A 25,908-nucleotide genomic window follows, 5' to 3' on the forward strand; every position below is an offset into this window, starting at 1 on the left:
CCCCGCCTCGTGCGACCAGAGCACCGTCCCGTCATCCACGTCCACCAGCGCGATCGAGGCCCGGTCCCCGATCCCCGCCGCGCGGACGAGCGCGTCGAGTTCCTCCCGTGCCCGGGGCCGCGCGGCCGGGGGCCCGTCCAGCGCCGACGCCGGCGTCGCCCCGGGGCGCACGGGCGGCCGCAGCGCCGTCGGCGCCCCCTGCGCCCAGGCCAGCCCGGCTACCGCCGATAGCCCGCCCGCCAGGAGCCCGCGCCGCGTGATCCCGCCCGATGTCGTCATGCCCGTCCTCCGCTCGGCCTCGGCGGCGGACCCTAGTCCGAGCCGGGGGCGACGCAAGACCCCCGCCACGTCTTCCGATCAAGGCTTCGGGACCTCAGCGCCGCCAGGCCCCCTGCGCCCGGATCGCCGTGGAGGACGCCGTGCTGAGCGGCAGGTTCAGCACCACCCAGGCCGGAGGCTCGCGCCGCGCCAGCCCCCGCGCCTCGCTCTCGTTGAGCTGAGCCCCCCGATAGGCCCGCGCCGCCGGGGCGAAGCGCGCGCTCAGCTTCTTCCCCGGCCGCGCCATCACCGCCACCGGCACGCCCTCCATGATGTGCCGCCAGTCCCGCCACTGGTGGAGTTGCGCGAGGTTGTCCGACCCCATGATCCACACGAAGCGCACGTCCGGCCGGAGCCGTCTCAGCCGCGCCAGGGTCTCGGCCGTGTAGCGCGTCCCGAACCGCGCCTCGATGTCGGTGACCTTGATCCTCGGGTTGCCGATCAGCGCCCGCGCCGCCGCGATGCGCCGGGCCAGCGGTGCCGGCCCCTCCTTCTTCAGTGGGTTCCCCGGGCTCACCACCCACCAGACCCAGTCGAGCCCGAGCCGTGCCATCGCCGCCTCGCTGATGCGGACGTGCCCCTCGTGCGGCGGATCGAAGGAGCCGCCGAGGAGGCCCACAGTCTGCCCTCGCCCGACCAGCGGCGTCACGGCACGAACCGCATGAAGGCGAAGCGCCGACCGTCCGGCGCCCAGCAGGGCACGTTGATCGTCCCCTGCCCGCCGAGCAGCCGCACCACCTCGCGGCTCTCGCCGCCCTCCTGCGGCAGCACCCGCAAGGACACGTCGAGGTTCGACGGATGCCCCCGCGTCCCTGGCGGATACGCGAGATACAGCACAAGCCGCCCGTCCGGCGAGGGATGCGGGAACCGGTCCAGCGTCTCGCCGCCCGTCATCCTCTCGCGCCCCGACCCGTCCGGCCGGATGCGCCAGAGGTCCACGCGGCCTTCCCGCTCGCCGTTGAACCAGATCCAGGCCCCGTCCGCCGAGTAGTCCGGCCCGTCGATATGGTCGAAGTCCTCGGCCACGCAGACCTCGTCCGACCCGTCCACCCGGCAGGTGAACAGCGACACGGGCCCCTCGTCGCGCCGCACGCCGGCATAGGCGATCCGGCTTCCGTCCGGCGACCACGAATGCCACCAAGACGGCACCCGTTCCGTGACCCGCCGGGGCTCCCCTCCCCGACCGGCATGACGTAGATGCAGGCCTTCTCCGTCTCGCTCTTGCCGCAGAAGGCGATCCACCGCCCGTCCGGCGAGATCCCGTGGTCGTTGTTGAGCCGCCCGATCCGCCCCGTGGACACCGGCTCCAGCGCGGGCCGGTCCAGCGGCACCCGCCAGAGCCGCCCCTCGCCGTTCACCAGCAGGAACCCGTCGGGATGCCAGTTCGGCGCCTCGATGATCCCGTCCTGCGACAGCACCACCGAGGTCTCCCCCGTCCCCAGGTCGTGCAGGCAGAGCTCGCTCCGCATCAGGCCCCCGGCCAATACCCGAACCGCGCGAACCTCGCCTCACGCCGCTGCCCGGTCAGGTCCATGGCGAACATCCCCACGAAGGCCCCGGTGAAGGAGCCGTGCTCCCCTCGCCCACCCTCGTCCGAGATGACCGAGGCGTCCAGCACCGGCCCGATCTGCCGCCACTCCCCGCCCTGCCGCCAGAGGAACCGCTGCGAGGCCCCGTCCACCTCGACCCGCATCTCCACCGGCCCGGGCCGCACCGGCACCGGCTCGGCGGGATAGGTGAGCCGCCCGTCCGGCCAGTCCCCCGGGCAGGAGGCGACCACGAGCGCCGGCCCGCCGTTCTCGTAGGACAGCCACAGACCATGCAGCTTGAATCGGTTGTAGTAGGTCACGAGGCCCGCCGCCTGCTGGTAGGTCTCGGGCTCGAAGGCCACCACCGCCTCGGCGGCGTAGGTCAGGTGCTCCTGTCGCCGCGCGACGAGGGCCTGCTCGAACCAGCTCCCGATGCTCTCCCGCCCGATCAGCACCAGCGCGTCGGGCTCGCAGCGGAAGATGCGCTCGGGCTGCGGTGTCCTCAGCCACTGGAAGTCCCCGGGCAGCGTCGCCCAGGAGCCGTGCACCGATGGCACGGGCGGCGCGGGCTCCACCTCCACCGGCGAGGGCACCTCCGCCCTTGGCACCGTCCCGCCGGCGGCGAGCCACAGCCAGCCGTCCCGCCAGACGACTTCCTCCAGCCCGGTCTCGCGCCCGAGCGGGCAGAACCGCCCCGCCCCGTCCGGCCCGGGGATCGGGCGGCCCATCAGGAAGCTGTGATAATGCCGCCCCAATGAGTCTCGACGTATTGCCCGTGCCCGGTCCGCTGGATCGGCCCGTCCGTCCCCTTGGCGGTGATGACGTGCTTCGCGGGATGCGTCTCGTAGGGCCCTCGGATGTCGCGTGCCCGCGCCATGGTCACGGCATGGTCGTAGCCCGTGCCCCCTTCGGCGGTGGTCAGGTAATACCAGCCGTCCCGCTTGAAGAGGTGCGGCGCCTCGGTCAGCCCTCGGTCGGTGCCGGGAAAGATGTTCGTGACCTCCCCGACCAGCCCCCTCTCCGGCGACCACTCCTGCAGGAGGATGCCGTCGAAGGCGTCATGCGCCGGGTTGCAGCCCGACCCCTTCCCCCGGTGGTTCCACCTCATGTTGACGAACCACTTGCGCCCGTCGTCATGGAACAGCGACGGGTCGAAGCCCGAGCTGTTCACGTGCCACGGGTCCGACCACGGCTCCTCCACCCTCTCGGCGCAGGTGATGTAGTTGGGCGCGTCCTTGAAGCTGCCGTCATAGCGCTTCACGTCCGTGTAGACGAGCCAGAACCGCTCCCCGTCATGGCTCAGGCAGGGCGCCCAGACGCCGCAGCTATCCGGCTCCCCCCGCATGTCGAGGAGCCCCGCCCGGTCCAGCGGTCGCGCCGCCAGCCTCCAGTTCACGAGGTCGCGCGAATGGTGGATCTGCACCCCCGGGAACCACTCGAAGGTCGAGGTGGCGAGATAGTAGTCCTCGCCCACGCGCAGGAAGGACGGGTCCGGGTTGAAGCCCGGCAGCACCGGGTTGCGGATCATCTCACATCACCGTCTCGGAGGACCGCGCCCAGAGGTTGATGTCCTCCTCGTTGGCGAAGCGGTCGATCTCCGCCAGCTCCTCGGCAGTGAACTCGAGGTTCTCCACTGCCTTGGCGCAGTCCTCGACCTGGCTCGCCCGCGACGCCCCGATCAGCGCCGAAGTGATCCCGCCGTCGCGCAGCACCCAGGCAAGCGCCATCTGCGCCAGCGTCTGCCCGCGCCGCTGCGCGATGGCGTCGAGGTTGCGCAGGTTCTCGATGGCCCCCGGGGACAGCATCCTGGGATCGAGGCTCTTGTGTTGCGCCGCGCGGCTGTCCTGCGGGATGCCGCTCAGGTATTTCGCGGTCAGCATCCCTTGGGCCAACGGCGTGAAGGCGATGCTCCCCACCCCCAGCCCTTTCAGCGTGTCCTTGAGCCCGTCCTTCTCCACCCAGCGGTTCAGCATATTGTAGGAGGGCTGGTGGATCACCAGCGGCGTCCCGAGATCCTTGAGGATCTTGTAGGCTTCCCGCGTCCGCTGGGAGTTGTAGCTCGAGATGCCGACATACAGCGCCTTCCCCGACCGCACGATCTGGTCGAGCGCCCCCATCGTCTCCTCGAGCGGCGTGTCGGGGTCGAAGCGGTGCGAATAGAAGATGTCCACGTAGTCGAGGCCCATCCGCTTCAGCGACTGATCGCAGGACGCGATCAGGTACTTGCGGCTGCCCCATTCGCCATAAGGCCCCTCCCACATGAGATACCCCGCCTTCGACGAGATGATGAGCTCGTCCCGGTAGCTTTTGAAGTCGGACCTGAGGATCTCTCCGAAGGCCTCCTCGGCGCTGCCCGGAGGCGGCCCGTAGTTGTTGGCGAGATCGAAGTGCGTGATCCCGTGGTCGAAGGCCGCGCGCAGGATGTCCCGCTTGGTCTGGTGCGGCGTGTCGTGCCCGAAGTTGTGCCAGAGCCCCAGCGAGATCGCCGGAAGCTGCAACCCGGAGGCTCCACAGCGCCGGTACTTCATGCGGGAATAGCGATCCTCGCGCGGGACATAGCTCATCGGGCATCTCCTCCTTCAGCCGTGGCGGGACTTTGGCCACAGCCAAGGGGGTCTGTCCAGCAAGCCCGCTCACGTCCCCGGCGTCACTCGGCCACGAGGGGCGTGACGTCCTTGCCGCCGGGCGCCTGGGTTGGGGGCGAGTCCTCTCGCGCCTCGGCCTGGGTGCGGAAGGGCGCGGTCTCCAGCGCCGGGCCGGTCGTGGCCTTCTGCGGCGTCTCGTCCTGCTTGGTGCCCGGATCGCCTGACAGGAAGCTCGACAGCGTCTGCAGGCTCTCGACGTTGTCGCAGACCGCCTTGACGACGACGAGGAACGGCACCGCCAGGATCGCCCCCGCGACGCCCCAGAGCCAGGTCCAGAACGCCAGCGTGATGAGCTGCGCGACCTGGTTCAGCTCGAGCCGGCGCCCGACCAGGAGAGGCGTCACGATGTTGCTCTCGATTCCCGACAGCACGATCAGCGCGAGCGGCGGCAGCGCCGCGTCCCAGAGGCTGTCGAAGGTGACGACCGACACCGCCCCGACCAGCGCCACGGTCAGGATGTTGCCGACGAAGGGGATGTAGTTCAGGAGGAACGTCATCAGCCCCCAGACCACCGCCATCGGCATCCCTAGCAGCCAGAGCGAGAGCCCCGCCAGCACGCCCAGCCCGATGTTGATGACGGTGATCGCCCCAGGTAGCGCGAGATCTGCCGCTCCACGTCGCGGATAATCGTCAGCGCCTTCTTCTTGTCGCGCAGGCGCGGCGCCGCCTCGACGATGCGGCGGTGATAGAAGTCGCCCGAGGCCAGCAGGAACAGCGTCAGCAGCAGCGCCGCGAAGAGCGAGCCCGAGGCCGAGGCGAGCCCGCTCACGGCGGACTGCACCATGCTTGGCTTGTCGTCCACCACGGCCACGACCTGAACGTCGTTCGGGCTCGCGGTGGCCTCGCCCCCGTTGCTCGCCGCCGCCGCGGCATCCGTCACCTCGGCCGTGGCCTCCTGGATCGAGGAGAACCGGTCCATGACGACGTCGAACTTCTCGCGCACCTCGGTCGCGACCTGCGGGGCATTGCTCACCATCTCCCCGATGGGGCCCGACAGGAAGTAGCCCGCCAGGACCAGCGCCAGTGTGATCCCCCCCACGACGCCCACGGCCGTGACGCCGCGCGGGATCTTCAGCCGCTCCCCCGCCCGGACCACCGGCAGCAGCGTCAGCGTCAGCACGACGGCGAGAACGATCGGCAGCAGCACGCTCCGCGCGAAGTAGACGGCGGTGAACAGCGCCATGAGGAAGGTCCAGGTCAGCACCCGCCGGATGCGCCGAAGCTCGACGTTGCTGTCCTCGGCGACCTCGAGCTGCTGCTCCTCGACGTCCTCCGCCACCTCGTCGGCCATGCCGCGACCTCCCCAAGCCTCCTGAGGCAACGCGACGCGCCGGGGCGGGTTCCGGGGCCGCCTCCGGGCTGATTGCGGCGCGGGGACGCCTCATGTAGGGGAGGGACAAATCCCGAACGCGCCGACCAGAGGAGGCCCGCCATGGCCAGCTATCAATACGTCTACCACATGGACCAGGTCTCCAAGACCTATCCGGGCGGCAAGAAGGTCTTCGAGAACATCCGCCTGAACTTCCTGCCCGGCGTGAAGATCGGCGTCGTCGGCGTCAACGGCGCGGGCAAGTCCACGCTGCTGCGCCTCATGGCCGGCTGGGACAAGGACTTCCAGGGCGAGGCCTGGGCCGCCGAGGGCGCCAAGGTCGGCTACCTGCCCCAGGAGCCGATCCTCGACGAGATGCTCAACGTGCGCGGCAACGTGATGGAGGGGGTCAAGGCCAAGCAGGCGATCCTCGACCGCTACAACGAGCTCGCCATGGAATACTCCGACGAGACGGCGGACGAGATGGCCGCGCTCCAGGACCAGATCGACGCCCAGAACCTCTGGGACCTCGACTCCCAGGTCGACGTCGCCATGGAAGCGCTCCGCTGCCCGCCCGACGACGCCGACGTTGCCTCGCTCTCGGGCGGGGAGCGTCGCCGCGTGGCGCTCTGCAAGCTGCTGCTTGAAGCCCCGGACATGCTCCTCCTCGACGAGCCCACGAACCACCTCGACGCCGAGACGATCGCCTGGCTCCAGAACCACCTGATCGAGTACAAGGGCACGATCCTGATCGTGACCCACGACCGCTACTTCCTCGACGACATCACCGGCTGGATCCTGGAGCTCGACCGCGGCCGGGGCGTCCCCTACGAGGGCAACTACTCCGCCTGGCTCGACCAGAAGGCCAAGCGCCTCCTCCAGGAGGCCCGCGAGGACAAGGCCAAGCAGAAGACCCTGGAGCGCGAGCTCGCCTGGATCCGCCAGGGCGCCAAGGCGCGCCAGGCCAAGCAGAAGGCCCGGATCAACAAGTACAACGAGATGGCCAACACCTCGGAGCGCGAGCGCGTCGGCACCGCCCAGATCGTGATCCCGAACGGCCCGCGCCTGGGCTCCAAGGTCATCGAGGTCGAGAACCTCGCCAAGCACATGGGCGACAAGCAACTGATCGAGGACCTGAGCTTCTCGATCCCGCCCGGCGCCATCGTCGGCGTCATCGGCCCCAACGGCGCCGGCAAGACCACGCTCTTCCGGATGCTCACCGGACAGGAGCAGCCCGACTCCGGCTCCGTCACCTTCGGGGACACGGTCAAGCTCGCCTATGTCGACCAGTCGCGCGACTCGCTCAACCCGGAGGCCAACGTCTGGGAGGAGATCTCGGGCGGCGCGGAGCTGATCGCGCTGGGCGACGCCACCGTGAACAGCCGCGTCTACTGCGGCGCCTTCAACTTCCGGGGCACCGACCAGCAGAAGAAGGTGGGCATCCTGTCGGGCGGCGAGCGCAACCGCGTCCACATGGCCAAGCTGCTCAAGTCCGGCGGCAACGTCATCCTTCTCGACGAGCCGACCAACGACCTCGACGTGGAGACCCTCCGCGCCCTGGAGGACGCGCTGATGGACTTCGCCGGCTGCGCGGTGGTGATCTCGCACGACCGCTTCTTCCTCGACCGCATCTGCACCCACATCCTCGCCTTCGAGGGCGACGCGCACGTGGAGTGGTTCGAGGGGGACTTCACGGCGTACGAGGAGGACAAGAAGCGGCGGCTGGGTCCGGACGCGGTGGAGCCGAAGCGGGTGAAGTTCAAGAAGTTCGTGAGGTGAAGTAAGGCCTGTTCATATGGCGAACAGTCAAGCTCAAGGGAACGCTCCTAATAGCCGTTCGCCGGAACAAGATGTGCCGTTCCGGCATCCTCAACTCAATGAGCCGATGCTCAACTTCTTTAGAAGTGAGGGGCTTCGGCTTATTGAGTCTACACTCTGGGTCTCAGATCTAGAATCTGAAGAACTCGACTATATTGCAGACTCCCTACCTATTCATCCGAGTTCGCAGTATCGCGTTTGCGTCATTCAACTTAACAATTTTACGACCTGCGTGCCCAATCTTCAAGTTATTCATGGCGAAGAATTTGCAATATCAAGGCATAATATAAACTTAACTTTGAACGGGCGGTATCTTTGGCTTGCAGCAGGATTTTCGAATGAGTCGGACCTCAATCAAACGATAGGTATCGTCGAGAGTTCCGTAATAATCGCGCTGAGAACATTGCTCGGGAACAACTCGGCAGTTCAGAAGGTTTACAGGTTTCGCTATGATTTGGAGACGAGATTGTCGCACCTCATGGGCAACATGTTACTTGCGTGGCCAGATCATATTTCCGGAGTTGGCGATCCAACCGCCTTAATTAGAAGCGGCGCGATCTTTCCATCTTTTCAACGACCCTCGTTCAATGCTGCAACGCAGATATTGTTGATGCAGGCCCTCGAAACACAAGATGTTGCCCAGCGCTTCATCTTTCTATGGTTTGCAGTAGAGTCCGAAATAGGAAGAGGCAAAGATCGCGAGAATTTCGCCAACAGGGTTGCAAAAAATTCAATTGAGAGGCTGATTCTATCGAAGGAAATGCTCGACCTGTTTGCTCTAAGAAATAAGTACGCTCACGAGGGTATTTCTGAAATCGAAATATCAGATGTCTACTCTCTACAGGGCATTCTGAAGCTCCGATCCCTAGAAGGGACCGGAGCAGCCGGGCAGTATCTGAAATACTTGACAAGTCATGTGTTCGGGAAGCGACGACCGAAGAAACCCTAAGGTGAGTGAACCTTGACTGTGCTGGGAGCCCCGCACCCGACGGCGCTGCGACACTCTAGGCAGTCAATTACCTGTTGCTTATCTTTCCTCCGACCCCACCCCGGAGGCCCCCATGTCCAGCTTCCTTGACTCCCTCGTCTCCCCCGCCCTCGCCGAGGCCCAGGCCAAGGGCGCGCTCGACAACCTCCCCGGCGCCGGGAAGCCCATCCCGCCCGAGACGCTCGCCCGCAGCGCCTGTGACGACCTCTACGCGCGCGCCCTGAGCGAGAGCGGCGCCGTCCATCCCCTGCCGAAATTCAGAGCCGGTTCGCCGTGGCTCGCTCCCCTTGGACTCAGGCCTTCTTGCGCTTCGCCCTCAGCTCTTCGTCCGCCTCTTCACCGCTGGCACCACCTCCGCCTCTCGCTTCAGCCGCGCCGCCTTCAGCCGAGCCACTTCGGCCTGCCTCTGCTCGGTCCGCGCTTCGGTGATCTCCCGCGCGACGCGGGTCGACTCCTCAGCGCGGCGCTCGGCAGGGGTGAGGACGCGGCGGTGGGGCGGGACGGCCTCGGCGGCCAGGGGGCGCCCACCCTGCGCGAGGGCGTCGGACATCATGATGTGGAGCGTGTCGGTGCGGGATGTCATGGCCAGGTCCTTTCAGGCACTGCCCCGTCGGAGCGGGGGCCCGAAGCCAAGATCGCCGTCGCGGGGGGATGCGCGGGATCTCGGACCCGCGCTCCGATCTGGACATAGCCCGACGCCCCTGCCCTGCAACCTGCCGCTGTCTTGACCTAGGGTCATGCGGCTTTCCCCCGGTTAGAGCTTGCCGGACCGGGGCCGCGCCTCCATATGCGTCGGGCGAACGTTATACTCCCTCGATCCGCTGTCTCCCTCACCGGCTGCAGTTCCTCGTTGCGACACTGACCAAGCCGGGCTGCCGCATGTCGCGGGCAGCGACCACACAGGAGACTTCACGATGGCCACTGGCACCGTGAAATGGTTCAACGCCACCAAGGGCTTCGGCTTCATCGCCCCCGAGGGCGGCCGCAAGGACGTGTTCGTCCACATCTCCGCCGTCGAGCGGGCAGGCCTCACCGGCCTTCAGGACAACCAGAAGGTGACCTTCGACATCGAATCCGGCCGCGACGGCCGCGAATCGGCGACGAACCTCCAGCTCGCCTGATCCAGGCCAGCCGAGGGCGCGCTTCGGCGCGCCCTCTCCGGCGGCTTCCCCCGCCGGCCCCTAGACCCTATCTCCCCTCCGACCGATCCCGGAGGCGCCCATGTCCAGCTTCCTCGATATCCTCGTCGAACGCGCCCTCGCCGAGGCCCGGGCCAAGGGCTCCGTCGACGACCTCCCTGGCACGGGCAAGCCCATCGACCCCGCCACGCTCGCCCGCAGCGCCTATGACGACCTCTACGCCCGCGCATTGTCGGAGAGCGGCGCCGTCCATCCTGTCGCCGAGATGCAGCAGAGGATCAACGAGGCCCAGGCCCGCCTGACGCAGGTGACCGACCCCGAGGTCCAGCGCGCCGTCCGCAAGGAGATCGCCGGCCTTCAGACCCGGCAGGCGGTCGAGATGGAGCAGCTCCGGCGCTACACCTGACGGCCGGGGTCAGGCGCCCACCCAGCCCTCGATTCCTGCCGCCTGCATCGCCCCGGCCTGCCGCTTGACCTCGCGCCCGCCTGCGAACTTCACCATCGTCGGGATGCCCCGGATGCCGTAGCGCCCGCCGGCGCCCGGCTCGGCCTCGGTGTTGAGCTTGACGAGCCGCGCCCGCCCCCTTGAGCCGCCCCGCCGCACGCTCGAACTCGGGTGCCATCATGCGACAAGGGGCGCACCAGGGTGCCCAGAAGTCCACCACCAGCGGCAAGTCGTCGCTGCGCGCCGCCTTCTCCAGCGTCGCGAGGTCCACCTCGACCGGCTTCTCGGGCAGCAGCCCCGCCCCGCAAACCGCGCATTTCGGACCCGCACCCAACCGTTCGGGCGGGAACCGGTTGACTTGGCCGCAGGACAGGCAGGTGAGCTTCATCCCCGTCATGGGCATCCTCCTTCCGTCACATGCGTCGATATAGGCAGGATTCCGCCATGTCGAAGCGAGCCCGGATCGGCCCCGCCCCGGCCTCATGACCGCCCATCTTCGGCCGCAGTCGCAACGCAAGGCTTCCGCAGGTCCGACGAGAAACGCTCGGGCACGAGGGACAGGTCGACGGCAGAGGAGGGCGCGCCGGAGCGCGCCCTACCTCCCTCCCCATGACCCTGCTCACGTCGCCTGACGAGATCGCTCGACGGCACGCCCTGCTGGCGCGGCCTGCGCACGCAGCCCTCGCCGCCTTCGTGACCGACCTGCGCGCGACGCTTCCCTGCCTCGTTCCCGACATGGACCCCCTCGACGGCGGCACCAACGCCCGCGTGCTCCTCCTCCTGGAGAAGCCAGGCCCCGGCGCCGCGCGCACCGGCTTCGTCTCCCGTGACAACCCGAGCCCGACCTCCGCCGCGATCCGCGGGTTCCTCCGCAGGGCCCTCCTCCCGCGGGAGCAGACGCTGCTCTGGAACACGGTTCCCGCCTGGAATGGCACGATCCGGGTCACGGGTGCGGAGATGACGGCAGGCCTCGACCACCTCGATGCGCTCCTGCGACTCCTGCCCCGGCTCGACACCGTGATCCTCGCGGGTGCCCGCGCCGCGCGGGCCGAGGCGCTGCTGCACGGAACGGGACTGCGCCTTGTCCGCTCCGCCCATCCCTCTCCGCAGGTCCGCGCGGCCTTCCCTCAGCGCTGGGCCGAGATCCCCGACGCGTGGGCTCAGGCCCGGGAGGACTCCGCCGGCGGTTGACGAAGCCCCGAAGGACCTCCCGCTGTGACGGCTTTGCCAGAGGGAGCCGGACAGCGTCGACCCTGCGACATCTGGGTCGTTGCCTCGGAACGCCGTTCTGGCGAGGATGACCCTAGGGTAGGAGGAGGTGGCAACCATGCGCTCCGTGGTTGTATTCAATCTTGTCGGATTCTGCGTGGCGATCGCCGGCTTGACGTTCTTCGGAATGGCCTGGCCGACGGCAGTGGCCATCTGGCTGCTCAGCGGGCCGATCGGCGTCCTGGTCGGGATCGCCTGGGCCTTGACGCACTCGGCCGAGGGGACTATGGGGCCGGCGGCGTCTCCCGTCCGGTAGCGGAGCGGCGGACAGGTTCGGCTTGATTACGAACCAGGACTCGGGCATAAACGTCACTGCGACGTTACCTGCCTCGACCACTGTCTCCTTTACGGCCCAGGGCATCGACCAGCACTGACGAGCCGGTCCGCTGCATCCCGCGAGCGGAAACTACCAAATGGAGAACAGGATGCCCGTCGGCACCGTCAAATGGTTCAACACCACCAAGGGCTACGGCTTCATCGCCCCCGAAGGCGGCAAGAAGGACGTCTTCGTCCACATCTCGGCCGTCGAGCGTTCGGGCCTGACCGGCCTCAAGGACAACCAGAAGGTTACCTTCGACATCGAATCCGGCCGTGACGGCCGCGAGTCGGCCATCAACCTTCAACTGGCCTGACCGGGAGGCGGCAGGCGCCCATGACGCGCCTCGCCGCGTTCTCGATTCTGGCGCTGGCGGCGCTGTCCGCCTGCGTCGAGCCGCCAGTCGGGGCTTCGGGCCCTTTCGATAGCGGCGCCCGGCAGGTCCTCACCACGCAACCCCGGCCCTATCCGTCGCGCGGGATCCCAGTGGCCGAGGCTACGGCCAGTGGCGCCGAGCTCCGCTACGTGGGCGGCATCCTCACCCGCCTCCAGCGTCAGTCCTTCGCAGAGAACCGGGAATACTGCGGCTACATCGGGCTTGACCCGACAGGGCACTGGATGACCACACCCACCATGCAGGGGAACGAGGCCTCCTGCCCTCTGCCCAGCATCCCTGCTGGGATGCGGCTCGTGGCATCCTATCACACGCATGGGACCTACAGCCCCTACTATGCCTCCGAATGGCCGACCACGCAGGACATGGCCACGGATGCCTCGGACGACATCGACGGGTACATCTCGACGCCCGGCGGGCGGCTCTGGCACGTGGACACCGACACGATGAGCGTGCACGAGCTTTGCGGACGCGGCTGCCTTCCGCAGGACCCCAACTACGTCGCCGCCGAGGATGGGCCGCTCCGCCGCGTCATGAGCTATCAGGAGCTCCTCATCTGGGAGAATACCCCGGTCGCGGTCTACTACTGAGCCAGCAGCTCCAGCACCCGGGGCCCGATCCTCTCCACGATCCGCTCCACCCCTTCGGCATTCGGGTGGATCCCATCGGCCTGCATGTCTCGCGTCATCGCCGCAGGGAGATCTCCGCCTTCCTTCAGCGCCGCGAAGAAGTCGGGCTCCAGCAGCGTCCCGAACTCCTCGGACAGCGCCGGATACATCTCGTCGAATGCCGTCTCGTAGTCCGGCCCGAACTGGCCCGAGGCGTCGATGCCGACCAGCAGCACCGGCAGCCCTAGCGCCTTCACCTTCTCCAGGATGGCGTGGAGGTTCGTGCGGCTCACCTCCGGGTCGATCCCCCGCAGGAAGTCGTTGCCCCCCAGCTCGACGATCACCGCATCGGCCTCCGGCGACAGAGCCCAGTCCGTGCGGGTCAGCCCGTCCGCCGTGGTGTTGCCCGAGACGCCCGCGTTCTGCACCACCACGTCCGCTCCATGCGCGTCGAGCCAAGCCTGGAGCCGGGGCACGAAGCCCTGGTCCGTCGCCAGCCCATAGCCCGCCGTCAGGCTGTCCCCGAGTGCCACGACCGTCGCGGGCTCGGCCGCGGAAAGCGCCGGCCCTGCCATCACGACAGCGAGCAGGACGTTGCGCAGCCTCCGGCTCCAACCATATCCCCGGGCAAGCTCCGACCGAGGATTCCCGATGCCCGACCCCGCCCTGTCGCTCTCCGACGCGCGCCTCACGCTGCGCGGCAACGCCGGGCCCGTGGAGATCCTGAGGGGCATCACGCTCTCGGTCGCGATGGGCGAAAGCGTCGGGCTCGTGGGGCCAAGCGGGTCGGGCAAGTCGTCTCTCCTGATGCTCATGGGGGGGCTCGAGCAGGCCACGCGGGGCGAGGTCCGCGCGCTGGGCCAGGACCTCACGCGGATGGACGAGGACGCCCTTGCCCGCTTCCGTCGCGACAACATGGGGGTGGTGTTCCAGTCTTTCCACCTCATCCCGACGATGACCGCGCTGGAGAACGTGGCGACGCCGCTGGAGCTCGCGGGCCAGCGCGACGCCTTCCCCCGCGCCCGGGCCGAGCTGGAGGACGTGGGCCTGGGCCCTCGCGTCGACCACTACCCCAGCCAGATGTCCGGCGGCGAGCAGCAGCGCGTGGCGCTCGCCCGGGCGCTGGCGCCCCGCCCGCGCCTCCTGCTGGCCGACGAACCCACCGGCAACCTTGACGAGGCCAACGGGCAGGCCATCGTGGATCTCCTCTTCGGCCTTGGCCGCCGGACCGGCGCGACCCTGGTCCTCGTCACCCACGACGAGAAGCTTGCCCGCCGCTGCGACCGCGTGGTCCGCCTCCGGGACGGCCGCCTCGACGACAGCCTCGTCCGGGCCGCCGAATGACCATCGCCGCCCGCCTCGCCTGGCGCGAGCTGCGCGGCGGCCTCAAGGGAGGCCTGCGCGGCTTCCGCATCTTCCTCCTCTGCCTCGCGCTGGGCGTCGGCGCCATCGCCGCCGTCGGCACCATCCGCGCCGCCATCGAGGCCGGGATCACGCAGGAGGGCGCCCGCCTCCTCGGCGGCGACGCCGAGGCCGAGCTCACCTACCGCTTCGCCACCGAGGACGAACGCGCCTGGATGACGCGCCACGCCACCCGCGTCTCCGAGGTCGTGGACTTCCGCTCCCTCGCCGTCGCCAACCCCGAAGGCCGCGCCGAGCGTGCCCTGACCCAGGTCCGCGCGGTGGACGACCTCTATCCCCTGATCGGAGAGGTCACGCTCGACCCGCCCATCCCCCTCCCCCGGGCGCTCGACGGCGGTCGCCTCCCCGGCCTCGTGATGGAGCGCGCCCTCGCCGACCGCCTCGCCCTCGAGGTCGGCGACACCGTGCGCCTCGGGACGCAGGACTTCACCCTGAGCGCGATCCTCCTCCGCTACCCCGACAACTCCAACGCGGGCTTCGGTCTCGGCCCCCGCACCATCGTCCGCACCAGCGCCCTCGCCAATTCCGGCCTCCTCGCCCCCGGCACGCTCTTCGACACGCTTTACCGCCTCGATCTGCCTCCGGGCACCGACCTCGACGCCCTCGCGCGCGAGGCGCAGGTCCAGTGGCGCGACAAGGGCGGGCGCTGGCGCGACGCCCGCGACGGCGCCGGCGGCACGCAGGACGTGGTCGAGCACCTCGGTCGCTTCCTCGTCCTCGTGGGCCTCTCGGGCCTCGCGGTGGGCGGCGTGGGCGTCTCGGCCGCCGTGGGCGCCTACGTCGCCGCCAAGGCCGAGGTCATCGCCACCCTCCGCACTCTGGGCGCCTCCCGCCGCACCATCTTCGCGAGCTACCTCCTGCAGGTCGGCGCCCTGGGCCTCTTGGGCGTGCTCCTCGGCCTCGTCCTCGGCGCCGGGCTGCCGCTGCTCCTCGCCCCCTGGATCGGGGCGCGGCTCCCCATCCCCGCCGCCTTCGCCCTCTACCCCGGCCCGCTGTTCGAGGCGCTGGTCTACGGCACCCTCGCGATGCTCCTCTTCACCCTCTGGCCGCTCGCCCGCGCCGGTGACATCCGCGCCGCGACCCTGTTCCGCGACGCCCTCGCCGGGGGCCGCCGGTTCCCGCGCCCGCCCTATCTCCTCGCCACCGCGCTGATCCTCGCGGCCCTCCTCGGCACGGCGTCGTACTACTCCGGCGCGTGGCAACTCACCCTCTGGACCGCCACCGGGATCGGCGGGGCGCTGGCTCTCCTCACCCTCGCCGCGCTCCTCGCCCGCACCCTCGCCCGTCGCCTCTCCGGCCGCACCCGGGGCCGCCCCGCCCTCCGCCTCGCCCTTGGCGCCATCGGCACGCGCGGCGGCGAGGCCGTGCCCGTCGTGCTCTCGCTCGGCCTCGGCCTCTCGGTCCTGGCCTGCGTGGGCCAGATCGACGGCAACCTCCGCCGCGCCATCACTGGCGACCTGCCCGAGGTCGCGCCGTCCTATTTCGTCCTCGACATCCAGCCCGACCAGATCGACGACTTCCGCACCCGCCTCGCCGCGAACGCCGCCGTGGACCGCGTCGAGGCCGCCCCCATGCTCCGGGGTCTCATCACGAGGATCAACGGCCGCCCCGCGCGCGAGATCGCGGGCGACCACTGGGTCCTCCAGGGCGACCGGGGCATCACCACCTCGGCCGAGCCGCCCCCCGGCACCACCATCACCGCTGGCAAGTGGTGGCTCCCGGACTACGCCGGCCCGCCCCTCGTCAGCTTCGCGGCCGAGGCCGGCGCCGAGATGGGCCTGAAGCTCGGCGACACCCTCACCGTCAACGTGCTCGGCCGCGACATCGACGCGAAGATCGCCAACTTCCGCGAGGTGGACTTCCAGCGCGCGGGCCTGGGCTTCATCCTCAGCCTGAGCCCCTCGGCGCTGGCCGGCGCCCCCTATAGCTGGATCGCCACCATCTACACGCACGAGGACGCCGAAGGCCCGCTTCTCCGCGACCTCTCCACCGCCTATCCCAACATCACCGCCGTCCGTGTCCGTGACGCCGTGCAGGAGGCGCAGCGCATCATCGAGGGCGTCGCCGCCGCCATCCGCGTGGCCGCCCTCGCGACGCTGGTCACCGGCGTCCTCGTCCTCATCGGAGCCGCCGCCGCCGGAGAGCGCGCCCGCGCCTGGGAGGCCGCGATCCTCAAGACCCTCGGCGCCGAGCGCCGCCTCATCCTCGGAAGCTTCGCCCTCCGCGCCGCGCTCCTGGGCCTCGCGGCGGGGGTCGTGGCGCTGGCCGCCGGCCTCCTCGGCGCCTGGGCCGTGATGGTCCTCGTCATGGAGGCCGACTTCCGGGTGGTCTGGAGCAACGCCCTCGCCATCGTCGCGGGCGGCTCGCTGGCCACGCTCCTCGCCGGCCTCCTCTTCGCGCTGAGGCCACTGGCTGTCCGCCCGGCCCGCATCCTACGCGCCCGCGAGTGAGCCTCACAGCGCCCGGTCGAGGTGCGTATAGCCCCCATCCGGAAAGACCCACTGCCCCGTCGTGTGGCTCGATCGTTCCGAGAGCAGGAAGACCACGGTCTCCGCGATCTCCCGCGGCGTCGTGAAGCGGTGGCCCAGCGGGATAAGGGAGGTCAGGCGTCGTTCCTCTCCGCGCGGGTCGGCATGAGCGTCCAGCAGGCGCCGGTAGAGCGCCGTCATCACCTCCGCCGGCACGACCGCGTTGACCCGCACCCCGAAGGGCGCCAGCTCCGCCGCCCACTCGCGCGTAAGGCCAAGCTGCGCCGCCTTGGCCGCCACGTAGGCCGAGGTCCCCGTCTGCCCTGTCAGCGCGGTCTTGGAGCTTACATTCACCACTGCTCCCTTCGCGGCCTTCAGATCGGGGAGCAGCAGGTGGACCAGCGTATAGTAATGCACGAGGTTCTGGTCGAGGCTCGCCCGGAACGCCAGTGGCCCCGCCTCCAGGCCCACCCGGTCGTTGGACCCGGCGTTGTTCACCAGGCCATCCACCCGGCCCCAGCGCGCACGCACGTCCTCCACCGCCCGGACGCAGTCCTCGTCGCGGGCCAGATCCGCGCGGACCCATCCGGCCCGAGAGGACCTCGCCACCAACCTTGCAAGGAACTCGTCATCCGGCGTCCGGCGGGCGAGGACCACCGGCACCGCCCCTTCCTCCGCCAGCACCTCGCTGACCGCCGCGCCGATTCCCGACGCACCTCCGGTGACGATGACCACCTTGCCCGAAAGCCCCAGATCCATCCCGTTCCTCCCTCTTCGGCCGCAAGGGAGGCCACGAGGCCAGGCCCTGTCAACGGTAGGGGCTCACAAATCCGCCGCCAAAACATCTTGAGCGGTCCAGGGATAGCGTGGTGGGCAAGCCGGCCGAACCCGTCCTGGGCCGCATCCTCGACGGGAACGATTCTCATGCCTGTCCTCCGTCCGATGCCCTCGGCCGCCATCGCCACGTTGGCCCTTGCCGCCGCACCCGCCGTCGCGCCGCGACCACACCGGTCCACCTCCATGCCGGCGCCCGGCCTCTGCCGCTTCTGTGCCCCTGGCGGTTGTGGCAGGCTCTCCGGGCCTGGAGACTCGGAGGCACGGGGGACAGCATGACGATCAGGAACTCGATGGCGCGCCTGGGCGTGGCGCTCGCGCTGGTATCGGTGGCGCTGCCACTCCAAGCCCAGATGCGGCCCCTGGCACGGCCCGCCGACCTCGCCATCCCCTCCCCCGAGGAGGTTGTCACCCCAGCCTCGGCCACGCCCGCCGTCGCTCCCGCCGCTCCGACCGTGGGGCCCGAGACGAACCTCCCCATCCCCCGATTCGTGTCGCTCAAGACCGACGAAGGGAACGCGCGCCGGGGCCCGGCGCTCGACCAGCGCATCGACTGGGTCTTCGTGCGCGAGGACATGCCCCTCCTCATCACCGCCGAATACGGCCATTGGCGGCGGGTCGAGGACCGCGACGGCGAGGGCGGCTGGGTCCACTACTCGCTCCTTTCGGGCACCCGCACCGTGATCGTGGACGAGGACCGCATGCCGCTCCGGTCGCGCCCGGAGGACAACGCCCCCGAGGTCGCGCTCCTCGAGCAGAACGTCATCGCACGGCTCGAGACCTGCGAGGTGGACTGGTGCCGCGTCAGCGCCGGCGGTTACGGCGGCTGGGCGCCCAAGACTTCGCTATGGGGCGTGGGCGCGGACGAGGTTCTCGACTAGGGCCTGTCGCCGGGCTAGAGCGCCGCGCATGAGCGCCGTCCCTCACCACGACTCCCTGTCGGATACCCGCCTGAACCTCTCCGCCGGCGTCGCCTCCGTGACGGTGGCGCTGATCCTGGTGGCCCTGAAGCTCTGGGCCCTGGCCGAGACGGGCGCCCTGTCGATCGCCGCGACCCTGGTCGACTCCGCGCTCGACCTCCTGATGTCGGCCACGGGCCTCGCGGCCATCGTCTATGCCGCCAAGCCTGCCGACGAGGACCACGCGTTCGGACACACCTCGGCCGAGGATCTCGCCGCCTTGGCCCAGTCGGCCTTCATCCTGGTTTCGTCGAGCGTCATCGCCGTAGCGGCGCTCCGCCGGCTCTTCGCCGAGACCCCTCCCGAGATTGCCTCCGAAGGCATGGGCGCGGCGGTGCTCGGCGCCACGATCGCGCTCACCATTGCCCTGGTGCTGTGGCAGCGTCGCGTGGCCCGGGCCACCGGCAATGCCGTGGTGGCCGCGGACTCGCTCCACTACCTCGGCGACCTCCTCCCCAACCTCGGTGGCCTCTTCGCGCTCTGGGCCTCGGCGGCCCTTGGCCTCACGCAGGTCGACTCGGTCGTCGGCCTCGCGGCTGCGGCCTTCATGGCGGTGGGCGCCGGCGGCATCGGCAAGCGCGCCTTCGACGCGCTCATGGACCGCCGCGCCGACCCCGATGTCATCGCCGGAATCGCCGCGATCGCCGCGAGCTTTCCCGGCGTGCGGGGCTTCCACGACCTCAAGACCCGCACCGCCGGAAGCCGGGTCTTCGTGAACCTCCATATCGAGCTCGACGGCGACCAGACCCTGGACGAAGCCCATGCCATCGGTGCCGCTCTCCGGCGGGAAATCGTCAAGGCTTATCCGCGCGCCGACGTCCTCATCCACAAGGACCCCGTCGGAGTGGAGCGCCATCCGGAGGATCCCCGGACCTAATGGACCGGCTGCTGATGCTGGGGCCCGGAGTTGTGCGATCCGGCCACCTCGCGCCGCCAGCCCGGCAGCCAAGGCACCTGCGGGGCGACGCCCCCTTGGTTACGCTCGGGGCTCCACCGCGGGGAGGCCGGTCGACGTCCTTCGGCGCCGCTTCCTTCCATCTCGACGCCGAAAGCTCGACCGGGGTCGACCGCGCCTTCGCCGCTCTAACGAGTGGCAGAAGCTCTCCCATCACTATCATCCTCCTGTCGCGTGGCGACGACGCCAAGGCGCTGGCCGCGCTCGTCCGCTTCCAGCCCGACGGCACCACACACATCCAGGGCCCGATGGCGTGGCCGAGCGCGCCGTCCCCGTTTGGCTCCAGGCCGGTTCGCGCATTGCTGTTCCCGTTTGCGCCAACCCCGAAGGCTCGGGCCCGAGCCTCGCCGAGAGCATCGAGTTCCGGAGCCCGCTCGCGTTCGTCACCGTGGGCGACGCGGCGCTCACGAGGAGATCAACCGCTTCTTGGCCGAGGAGGCGGTCGCGCCGAGCCGCCGCAAGCCCAGCGATCGCCTGCCCATCGAGGCCACCATCGGCCGCGAAGGCTCGCGAGGCTACCCGCCGTGCGCCGACTCTGCTGAAGGACGTTTCGAATGCCCTTCCCCACTCGCTCGGGCGGCATCGCCGCGTCGTCGACCTCACCAAGGGGTCATCCAGCGTTTCCGGCCCGAGCCCCCCTGCGGAGGCACTCCGCCCAACGGGTTCGAGGTCACGTCCCTTAGTCCGGGCGGCCCCATGGACCCTCGCCGTTCCGACTTCGTCCTGATCCTTCATGGCGAGGGAGCGCTTTTCGCCCAGGCCCACATCTTCCCCGTTTGGCTGGGACTCTCCGGCCAGTTCACTGCGGCCATGGAGCGGCGCCGGCACGAGATCCCGACGGTCCTCGTCTCTGGTTTCCCCGACCTTCTCGACGACGCGCCGCGAACTCCCACCGGTGACAACGCCTGGCAAACCACCGAGACGATGCAAGAGGCTGCGCTCGAAGCACTCCCGTCCTGGTTCCCTGGAACCGGCCGAACCTCGTGGACCCGTCATTCAGGCGGGAGGACGCGCGCTCCTGTGGGTCAGCCGGAACGGAGCCGCCGAGTCATGGTCACCGTCCCGGGTCGGAGCGGCGGCCCGGGCATCCCGGTATGAGCGGCTTCCCGCCACGGCCTTTGTCGTCCGCTGGGCCGGAACCGAGCCGCGCGCTAGCTGACCTCCTCGGACTGCGATCTCCCAAATCCGGAGGAACGCACGATGGTCCTCGGCTGTGCGTGGCCCCTTGGGCCTTCGGCCCCGGTCACCAGAGACAGGCCCCGACGGCCGTGGTGCCGCTCCGTGTCGCGCGGCGTCGCGATAGGCATGGCTCTGCTGGGACTTGCAGCCTCGGCACAGGATCGGTCCAATGCCCGCGCCGCACTGGTCGAGGGCCGTGCGGCCGCCACGGCTCCCATCGCCGTCCTCCAACCCGGGACGGCCCAACCGACCTTGGCCCCGCCATCCCGAATCCAAGGACCTGCGGCCTTTCGAGGGGAGGCTCTTCCGCGTCCCAGGCTTCGGCCCTTCGCGGCACAGGGGCCTCTCCTCGCGCGGGTCTCGGACGAAGCTTTCCGCCCGAGAGCCAGGCCCGTCGAAGCCCTGTTCCGCCCCCAAGCCCGACCGGGTGACCTCCTGCTTCCCGATCCCCCAAGGACGCTCGCGGGGGCCAGCGACCTCGTCTGCATCGCCGTCGCGATCTACCACGAGGCCCGCGACCAGCCCCTGGACGGGCAACTTGCCGTGGCCTCGGTGATCCTGAACCGGGCCGCACTGCCGGACCGCTGGGGCGGCAGTCCCTGCGCCGTCATCACTCCCGGCCAGTTCTCCTTCCTCACCGGATGGGGCACCTTCCCTCCCATCGAGGACCGGGAGGCCTGGGCCATCGCCGTCGAGATGGCCCGCGAGGCCCTCGAGCGAGGCCCCAGCCCCCTTGTCGGTCGAGCCGACCACTATCACACGCCCGCCGTGCACCCGCGCTGGGGCCGCGACATGGTCCGCGTGATCCAGATCGACGACCATATCTTCTATGCCGAGCCCACGGGGCGCGGTTGAGGCCGCTCCGGCCATGGCGCAGTCCACTCCTCCGGGAACCATCACGAGAATCCGGGCACCTGCTCCTGTGAGGTCGTCAAAATAGTATCGGTAAGGCGTCGAAAACGTAGTGGCGGTGCAGTCGCCGAGTGCCTAGCCTGACTCCATGGCCGAGGCGGGGCCAACTCGCCCGGCCGTGAACGTTGCAGGCCCAGGCACCCAGCACCTGGCCTGCCCGGGGAGGAGGCCGACGTGAAACCGGACCTTGAGGTCGTCCAGATCGGACGGGGCGAGTCCTTCCGGGCCTGGAGTCACGGCTACCCCTTCCACACGGTCCGGTGGCATTTCCACCCGGAGTGCGAGATCCACTATGTCGCCGCCACGACGGGGCGCTACTTCGTGGGCGACTTCATCGGCGAGTTCGGCCCCGGCAACCTCGTCATGACCGGCCCGAACCTGCCTCACAACTGGATCAGCCATGTAGCGCCCGAGGCGTCGGTGCCGCTCCGCAGCCATGTCGTGCAGTTCCCCGAGGGCTTCGTCGTCGAAGCCGCGCGGATCTTCCCTGAGCTTGCAGCCTTCATGCCGGTCCTCGAGCTCAGCCGCCGCGGCGCCCTCTTCGGACCCCGCTGCTCGGCCTTGGTGGCGCCCATGCTGGCGGAGCTGACGGGAACCCAGGGCATCCGGCGGGTCGAGCTCTTCGTCGGGGTCCTGAGAGCCCTGGGCACCGACGCCGATGCGAGTCCCCTCGCCAGCCCGGGCTACCTGCCCGACCCCTCGGGCTTCATGTCGGCCGGGGTCAACGAGGCCCTGGCCTACCTCAACGAGCACCTGACCGAGCCCTTCACCGAAGGTGACCTTGCGGCGATCGCGGGCCGAAGCCCCAGCGCCTTTTCCCGCAGCTTTCGGCGTCACACCGGCATGGGGGTCGTGCAGTACGTGAACCGCCTGCGGATCAACCTCGCCTGTCAACTCCTGATGAGCGAGCCCCGCCGACCCGTCACCGAAATCTGCTTCGCGACAGGCTTCAATAACCTGTCCAACTTCAATCGCCAGTTCCTGGCCCAGAAGGGCGTGTCGCCATCGCGCTTCCGGACCCTGCTGGCCGAGAACGTCCAGGCGGCCTGACCGCCGAAGAAGGGAGGACCGGGCAGACGAGACGCGGCGCGGCCCCGCCGAACCGGACACGCTCGACCAGGGACCCCGGTCGTTTCGACACGCGCCGAGGGCACCAGAGCAACGACAAAACCAAAGGGAGGATACCACATGACCCACTTCGCACGCCGGCTGGCCGGCACGGCGACGCTTCTCGGGACGCTGCTTGGCGGGACCGTCGTACTGGCTCAGGCCGATGGCGCCACCGTGGCGTTCCTGATGCCGGACCAGGGCTCCACGCGCTACGAGGAGCACGACTTCCCCGGCTTCCAGGCCCGCATGACCGAGCTCTGCCCGACCTGCACCGTGGTCTACCAGAACGCCAACGCCGACGCCTCGCTCCAGCAGCAGCAGTTCAACTCGGTGCTGGCGCAGGGCGCGACCGTCGTCGTCCTCGACCCCGTCGACTCGGCGGCGGCGGCCTCGCTCGTGCAGATCGCCCATTCGCAGGGGGCCAAGGTCATCGCCTACGACCGGCCGATCCCCGACACACCGGCGGACTTCTACGTCTCCTTCGACAACCAGGGCATCGGCGCCGCCATCGCCCAGTCCCTCGTCGACCATCTCAAGGCCGAGGGCGTCCCCGAAGGCTCGGGCCTCCTGCAGATCAACGGCTCGCCCACCGACGCGGCGGCCGGGCTGATCCGCGACGGCGTGCATTCCGTCCTGGAGACGTCGGGCTACGAGACGCTCGCCGAGTTCGACACGCCCAACTGGGCGCCGCCCGAGGCGCAGCAGTGGACGGCCGGGCAGGTCACCCGCTTCGGCGACCAGATCAAGGGCGTCGTCGCTGCCAACGACGGCACCGGCGGCGCGGCCATCGCCGCCTTCAAGGCGGCGGGCGTCGACCCGGTGCCGCCTGTGACTGGCAACGACGCCACCATCGCGGCGCTCCAGCTCGTGATCTCGGGCGACCAGTACAACACGATCTCCAAGCCCTCCGAGATCGTGGGCGGCGCGGCCGCCGACGTGGCCGTGGCGCTCCTCAACGGCACCGACCCCGGCGCCACGACGACGCTCTACGACACGCCGTCGCAGCTCTTCGTCCCGGCCGTGATTACCCGCGAGAACATCAAGGCCGAGATCTTCGACAAGGGCATCGCCACGCCCGAGGAGGTCTGCACCGGCGAATACGCCGCCGGCTGCCAGGAGCTCGGCATCACCCAGTGACGCCTTCTTGACCCCGGCGCCCGGCCCTCCACCTTCCGGCCGGGCGCCCCTTTCCCGACAGGCGGACCATGACCGACATCACCGGCTCAGGGCCGACGCGGGGAGAGCCGGTTCTCTCCCTTCGCAACGTGTCCAAGAACTTCGGCGCGGTCTCCGCGCTCACCGACATCGAGCTCGACGTCCACGCGGGCGAGGTGGTGGCCCTCGTGGGCGACAACGGCGCGGGCAAGTCCACGCTGGTCAAGATACTCGCGGGGGTCCACCAGGCCTCATCGGGGACGATCCGCTTCATGGGCCGGGAGGTCGCGATGACCGACCCCGGCGCCGCGCTCGACCTCGGGATCGCCACCGTATTCCAGGACCTCGCGCTCTGCGAGAACCTCGACGTGGTTGCCAACATCTTCCTCGGGCGCGAGCTCGACCCCTGGCGCCTCGACGAGGTCGCCATGGAGGTGAAGGCCTGGACCCTCCTCAACGAGCTGGCCGCCCGCATCCCCTCGGTGCGCGAGCCCGTGGCCTCGCTCTCGGGCGGGCAGCGCCAGACCGTCGCCATCGCCCGCTCGCTGCTCCTCGAGCCCAAGCTCATCATGCTGGACGAGCCCACCGCCGCGCTGGGCGTCGCGCAGACCGCCGAGGTCCTGAACCTGATCGAGCGCGTCCGCGACCGGGGCCTCGGCGTCATCGTCATCTCGCACAACATGGAGGACGTGCGCGCGGTCGCCGACCGCATCGTCGTCCTTCGGCTCGGACGGAACAACGGCGTCTTCACGCCCGAATCCTCGAACCACGAGCTGATCGCCGCCATCACCGGCGCCACCGAGAACGCGGTCTCGCGGCGCGCCGCCGCCCACGCCGCCGCGCAGGAAGGGGGCCTCGCATGAGCCAGAACCCGAACTCGGTCGCGGGCCGCAGCCTCGACCGCGCCGACGCCCGCCTCCGCCAGGACGAAGGCCTCGGCGGCGCGCTCCGGGGCTTCATCGACCGCGTGCGGTCGGGGGACCTCGGGATGCTGCCCGTCGCGGTGGGGCTCGTCCTCATCTCGGTGGTGTTCACCTCGCTGAACCCGGTCTTCGTCGCGCCCAACAACCTCGTGAACCTGCTCTTCGACTGCGCGACCGTGGGCATCATCTCGCTCGGCATCGTCTGCGTGCTGATGGTGGGCGAGATCGACCTGTCCGTGGGCTCCATGTCGGGCTTCGCCTCGGCGATGACGGGGACGCTCTGGGTCCAGCAGGGCTGGCCGCTGCCGGGGGCGATCCTCGCCGCGCTCGCGGTGGGCGCGCTGATCGGGGCGCTCTACGCCGTCCTCTTCAACCGGCTCGGGATGCCGTCCTTCGTGGCCACCCTCTCGGGGCTGCTCGCGATCCTGGGGATGCAGCTCTACGTCTTGGGGGCGCAGGGCTCGATCAACCTCCCCTACGACAGCCCGCTGGTGAAGTTCGGCCAGACGCTCATCATGCCCGACTGGTTCGCCTACCTGGTGGCGCTGATCCCCGGCATCCTCATCATCGCCAACGGCCTGAGCGCCATGCGCCGCCGCCGCGCGGCGGGCCTCTCGGGCGGGAGCCTCAGCCTCGTCGTCATCAAGGCCCTGGTCCTCACCGTCGCGCTCGAGGTCGTCGTCTGGTACCTGAACCTCGGCCGGGGCGTGCCGTGGATGTTCGGGCTCTTCGTGCTGCTGGTGGTGGGCATGAACTACGCCCTCACCCGTACGCAATGGGGCCGCTCCATGACTGCCGTCGGCGGCAACCGCGAGGCGGCGCGGCGGGCGGGCATCAACGTCCGGCGCATCTACGCCTCGGCCTTCGTCCTCTGCTCCACCTTCGCGGCCCTAGGCGGCATCCTCTCGGCCGCCCGCCTCGCCTCGGCGAGCCAGCAGGCCGGCACGGGCGACGTGAACCTCAACGCCATCGCGGCGGCGGTGATCGGCGGCACGAGCCTCTTCGGCGGGCGCGGGTCGGCCTACTCGGCCCTCCTCGGCATCATTGTCATCCAGGCCATCGCCAGCGGCCTGACCCTCCTCAACCTCAGCTCCTCGCTCCGCTACATGATCACCGGGGGCGTCCTCGCCGTCGCCGTGATCGTGGACTCGCTGGCGCGGCGGTCCCGCGTCTCGCACGGGCGGGCCTAAGGGGGCGCAACAGGGAACCTCGC

The 25,908-nt window shown here is 69.6% G+C and carries 26 protein-coding genes and 2 pseudogenes; 16 read left to right on the top strand and 12 right to left on the bottom strand.

The annotated features are described in order from the left end of the window. The 8 genes and pseudogenes from RUMESO_RS12115 to RUMESO_RS27825 all read right to left on the bottom strand — a co-directional run. Nucleotides 1-279, bottom strand: a pseudogene (locus tag RUMESO_RS12115) (hypothetical protein); the annotation flags it as partial. 94 nt (nt 280-373) lie between these two features. After that, on the bottom strand, nt 374-967 hold the full coding sequence (locus RUMESO_RS12120; RefSeq protein WP_037280541.1) for a nicotinate-nucleotide adenylyltransferase: 594 nt from the start codon (nt 965-967) through the stop codon (nt 374-376). Further along, on the bottom strand, nt 964-1,389 hold the full coding sequence (locus RUMESO_RS27190; RefSeq protein ID WP_245639254.1) for a TolB family protein: 426 nt from the start codon (nt 1,387-1,389) through the stop codon (nt 964-966). The genes RUMESO_RS12120 and RUMESO_RS27190 overlap by 4 nt, the downstream gene beginning before the upstream one ends. 397 nt (nt 1,390-1,786) lie before the next feature. Continuing rightward, the gene (locus tag RUMESO_RS27195) at nt 1,787-2,602 is read right to left on the bottom strand and encodes a beta-xylosidase family glycoside hydrolase (protein ID WP_245639255.1); all 816 of its coding nucleotides are present in this window, start codon (nt 2,600-2,602) and stop codon (nt 1,787-1,789) included. Then, nucleotides 2,575-3,375, bottom strand: coding sequence for a family 43 glycosylhydrolase (locus RUMESO_RS27200; RefSeq protein WP_245639256.1), 801 nt, complete (start codon nt 3,373-3,375; stop codon nt 2,575-2,577). The genes RUMESO_RS27195 and RUMESO_RS27200 overlap by 28 nt, the downstream gene beginning before the upstream one ends. Nucleotide 3,376: 1 nt before the next feature. Next, nucleotides 3,377-4,411 (bottom strand): L-glyceraldehyde 3-phosphate reductase, encoded by a 1,035-nt coding sequence (mgrA, locus tag RUMESO_RS12135; protein ID WP_037280542.1) that lies wholly within the window; start codon nt 4,409-4,411, stop codon nt 3,377-3,379. Between the two features lie 83 nt (nt 4,412-4,494). After that, a complete protein-coding gene (locus RUMESO_RS27820; protein WP_051521276.1) occupies nt 4,495-5,049 on the bottom strand; it encodes an AI-2E family transporter in 555 nt (184 codons plus the stop codon). Next, entirely contained in the window at nt 5,019-5,783 is a 765-nt protein-coding gene (locus RUMESO_RS27825) for an AI-2E family transporter (protein WP_051521277.1), read from the bottom strand. The genes RUMESO_RS27820 and RUMESO_RS27825 overlap by 31 nt, the downstream gene beginning before the upstream one ends. A gap of 141 nt (nt 5,784-5,924) precedes the next feature. Between RUMESO_RS27825 and ettA the strand changes: the two genes are divergently transcribed. Then, complete coding sequence (gene ettA / locus RUMESO_RS12150; protein ID WP_037280543.1) at nt 5,925-7,580, top strand: energy-dependent translational throttle protein EttA; 1,656 nt, start codon at nt 5,925-5,927, stop codon at nt 7,578-7,580. A 106-nt stretch (nt 7,581-7,686) separates the two neighbouring features. Further along, on the top strand, nt 7,687-8,568 hold the full coding sequence (locus RUMESO_RS25175; protein WP_156362924.1) for a hypothetical protein: 882 nt from the start codon (nt 7,687-7,689) through the stop codon (nt 8,566-8,568). 355 nt (nt 8,569-8,923) lie between these two features. Here the strand turns inward: RUMESO_RS25175 and RUMESO_RS27210 are convergent, their stop codons facing one another. After that, nucleotides 8,924-9,190, bottom strand: coding sequence for a hypothetical protein (locus RUMESO_RS27210; protein WP_037280544.1), 267 nt, complete (start codon nt 9,188-9,190; stop codon nt 8,924-8,926). A 331-nt stretch (nt 9,191-9,521) separates the two neighbouring features. Between RUMESO_RS27210 and RUMESO_RS12160 the strand changes: the two genes are divergently transcribed. Both RUMESO_RS12160 and RUMESO_RS12165 read left to right on the top strand, forming a co-directional pair. Further along, on the top strand, nt 9,522-9,728 hold the full coding sequence (locus tag RUMESO_RS12160) for a cold-shock protein (protein WP_037280545.1): 207 nt from the start codon (nt 9,522-9,524) through the stop codon (nt 9,726-9,728). A 100-nt stretch (nt 9,729-9,828) separates the two neighbouring features. Continuing rightward, nucleotides 9,829-10,152 carry a DnaJ family domain-containing protein gene (locus tag RUMESO_RS12165; protein ID WP_037280548.1) on the top strand — a complete coding sequence of 108 codons (324 nt, stop codon included), beginning with the start codon at nt 9,829-9,831 and terminating at the stop codon, nt 10,150-10,152. Nucleotides 10,153-10,161: 9 nt separating this feature from the next. Here the strand turns inward: RUMESO_RS12165 and trxC are convergent. After that, a pseudogene (trxC, locus tag RUMESO_RS12170) lies at nt 10,162-10,588 on the bottom strand (thioredoxin TrxC). A gap of 212 nt (nt 10,589-10,800) precedes the next feature. On the opposite strand from trxC, the gene RUMESO_RS12175 reads away from it, so the two are divergent. The 3 genes from RUMESO_RS12175 (at nt 10,801) to RUMESO_RS12190 (ending at nt 12,760) form a co-directional block, all read left to right on the top strand. Further along, on the top strand, nt 10,801-11,382 hold the full coding sequence (locus tag RUMESO_RS12175; RefSeq protein ID WP_051521278.1) for a uracil-DNA glycosylase family protein: 582 nt from the start codon (nt 10,801-10,803) through the stop codon (nt 11,380-11,382). 503 nt (nt 11,383-11,885) lie between these two features. Beyond that, nucleotides 11,886-12,092, top strand: coding sequence for a cold-shock protein (locus RUMESO_RS12185; RefSeq protein ID WP_037280551.1), 207 nt, complete (start codon nt 11,886-11,888; stop codon nt 12,090-12,092). Nucleotides 12,093-12,112: 20 nt separating this feature from the next. Then, complete coding sequence (locus RUMESO_RS12190) at nt 12,113-12,760, top strand: DUF4329 domain-containing protein (protein WP_051521279.1); 648 nt, start codon at nt 12,113-12,115, stop codon at nt 12,758-12,760. On the opposite strand, the gene RUMESO_RS12195 is transcribed toward RUMESO_RS12190, so the two are convergent. Beyond that, nucleotides 12,754-13,353 carry an arylesterase gene (locus tag RUMESO_RS12195; RefSeq protein WP_037280553.1) on the bottom strand — a complete coding sequence of 200 codons (600 nt, stop codon included), beginning with the start codon at nt 13,351-13,353 and terminating at the stop codon, nt 12,754-12,756. The genes RUMESO_RS12190 and RUMESO_RS12195 overlap by 7 nt on opposite strands. Before the next feature lie 76 nt (nt 13,354-13,429). Here RUMESO_RS12195 and RUMESO_RS12200 point away from each other — a divergent pair, with 76 nt between their 5' ends. Both RUMESO_RS12200 and RUMESO_RS12205 read left to right on the top strand, forming a co-directional pair. Continuing rightward, nucleotides 13,430-14,122 (top strand): ABC transporter ATP-binding protein, encoded by a 693-nt coding sequence (locus tag RUMESO_RS12200; RefSeq protein WP_037280554.1) that lies wholly within the window; start codon nt 13,430-13,432, stop codon nt 14,120-14,122. Next, a complete protein-coding gene (locus tag RUMESO_RS12205) occupies nt 14,119-16,650 on the top strand; it encodes an ABC transporter permease (protein ID WP_037280557.1) in 2,532 nt (843 codons plus the stop codon). Before RUMESO_RS12200 ends, RUMESO_RS12205 begins: the two co-directional genes overlap by 4 nt. Nucleotides 16,651-16,653: 3 nt before the next feature. Here RUMESO_RS12205 and RUMESO_RS12210 read toward each other — a convergent pair whose 3' ends face one another. Continuing rightward, complete coding sequence (locus tag RUMESO_RS12210; protein ID WP_037280559.1) at nt 16,654-17,427, bottom strand: L-fucose dehydrogenase; 774 nt, start codon at nt 17,425-17,427, stop codon at nt 16,654-16,656. Nucleotides 17,428-17,777: 350 nt separating this feature from the next. Here RUMESO_RS12210 and RUMESO_RS12215 point away from each other — a divergent pair, with 350 nt between their 5' ends. The 7 genes from RUMESO_RS12215 (at nt 17,778) to RUMESO_RS12245 (ending at nt 25,885) form a co-directional block, all read left to right on the top strand. Then, complete coding sequence (locus RUMESO_RS12215) at nt 17,778-18,383, top strand: SH3 domain-containing protein (protein WP_037280561.1); 606 nt, start codon at nt 17,778-17,780, stop codon at nt 18,381-18,383. Nucleotides 18,384-18,411: 28 nt separating this feature from the next. Next, nucleotides 18,412-19,338: a cation diffusion facilitator family transporter gene (locus RUMESO_RS12220; protein WP_037280563.1), complete on the top strand. Its 927-nt coding sequence runs from the start codon at nt 18,412-18,414 to the stop codon at nt 19,336-19,338. 1,383 nt (nt 19,339-20,721) lie between these two features. Beyond that, nucleotides 20,722-21,450 (top strand): cell wall hydrolase, encoded by a 729-nt coding sequence (locus tag RUMESO_RS27830; protein ID WP_281177561.1) that lies wholly within the window; start codon nt 20,722-20,724, stop codon nt 21,448-21,450. A gap of 231 nt (nt 21,451-21,681) precedes the next feature. After that, a complete protein-coding gene (locus RUMESO_RS12230) occupies nt 21,682-22,557 on the top strand; it encodes an AraC family transcriptional regulator (protein ID WP_037280565.1) in 876 nt (291 codons plus the stop codon). Between the two features lie 138 nt (nt 22,558-22,695). Then, the gene (locus RUMESO_RS12235) at nt 22,696-23,754 is read left to right on the top strand and encodes an ABC transporter substrate-binding protein (RefSeq protein ID WP_037280567.1); all 1,059 of its coding nucleotides are present in this window, start codon (nt 22,696-22,698) and stop codon (nt 23,752-23,754) included. A 68-nt stretch (nt 23,755-23,822) separates the two neighbouring features. Continuing rightward, nucleotides 23,823-24,635, top strand: a complete 813-nt coding sequence (locus RUMESO_RS12240) for an ATP-binding cassette domain-containing protein (RefSeq protein ID WP_037280569.1) — start codon at nt 23,823-23,825, stop codon at nt 24,633-24,635. Beyond that, the gene (locus RUMESO_RS12245) at nt 24,632-25,885 is read left to right on the top strand and encodes a sugar ABC transporter permease (protein WP_037280571.1); all 1,254 of its coding nucleotides are present in this window, start codon (nt 24,632-24,634) and stop codon (nt 25,883-25,885) included. Before RUMESO_RS12240 ends, RUMESO_RS12245 begins: the two co-directional genes overlap by 4 nt. Nucleotides 25,886-25,908 lie beyond the last annotated feature (23 nt).

This window comes from Rubellimicrobium mesophilum DSM 19309, assembly GCF_000600335.2.
GTDB lineage: Bacteria > Pseudomonadota > Alphaproteobacteria > Rhodobacterales > Rhodobacteraceae > Rubellimicrobium > Rubellimicrobium mesophilum.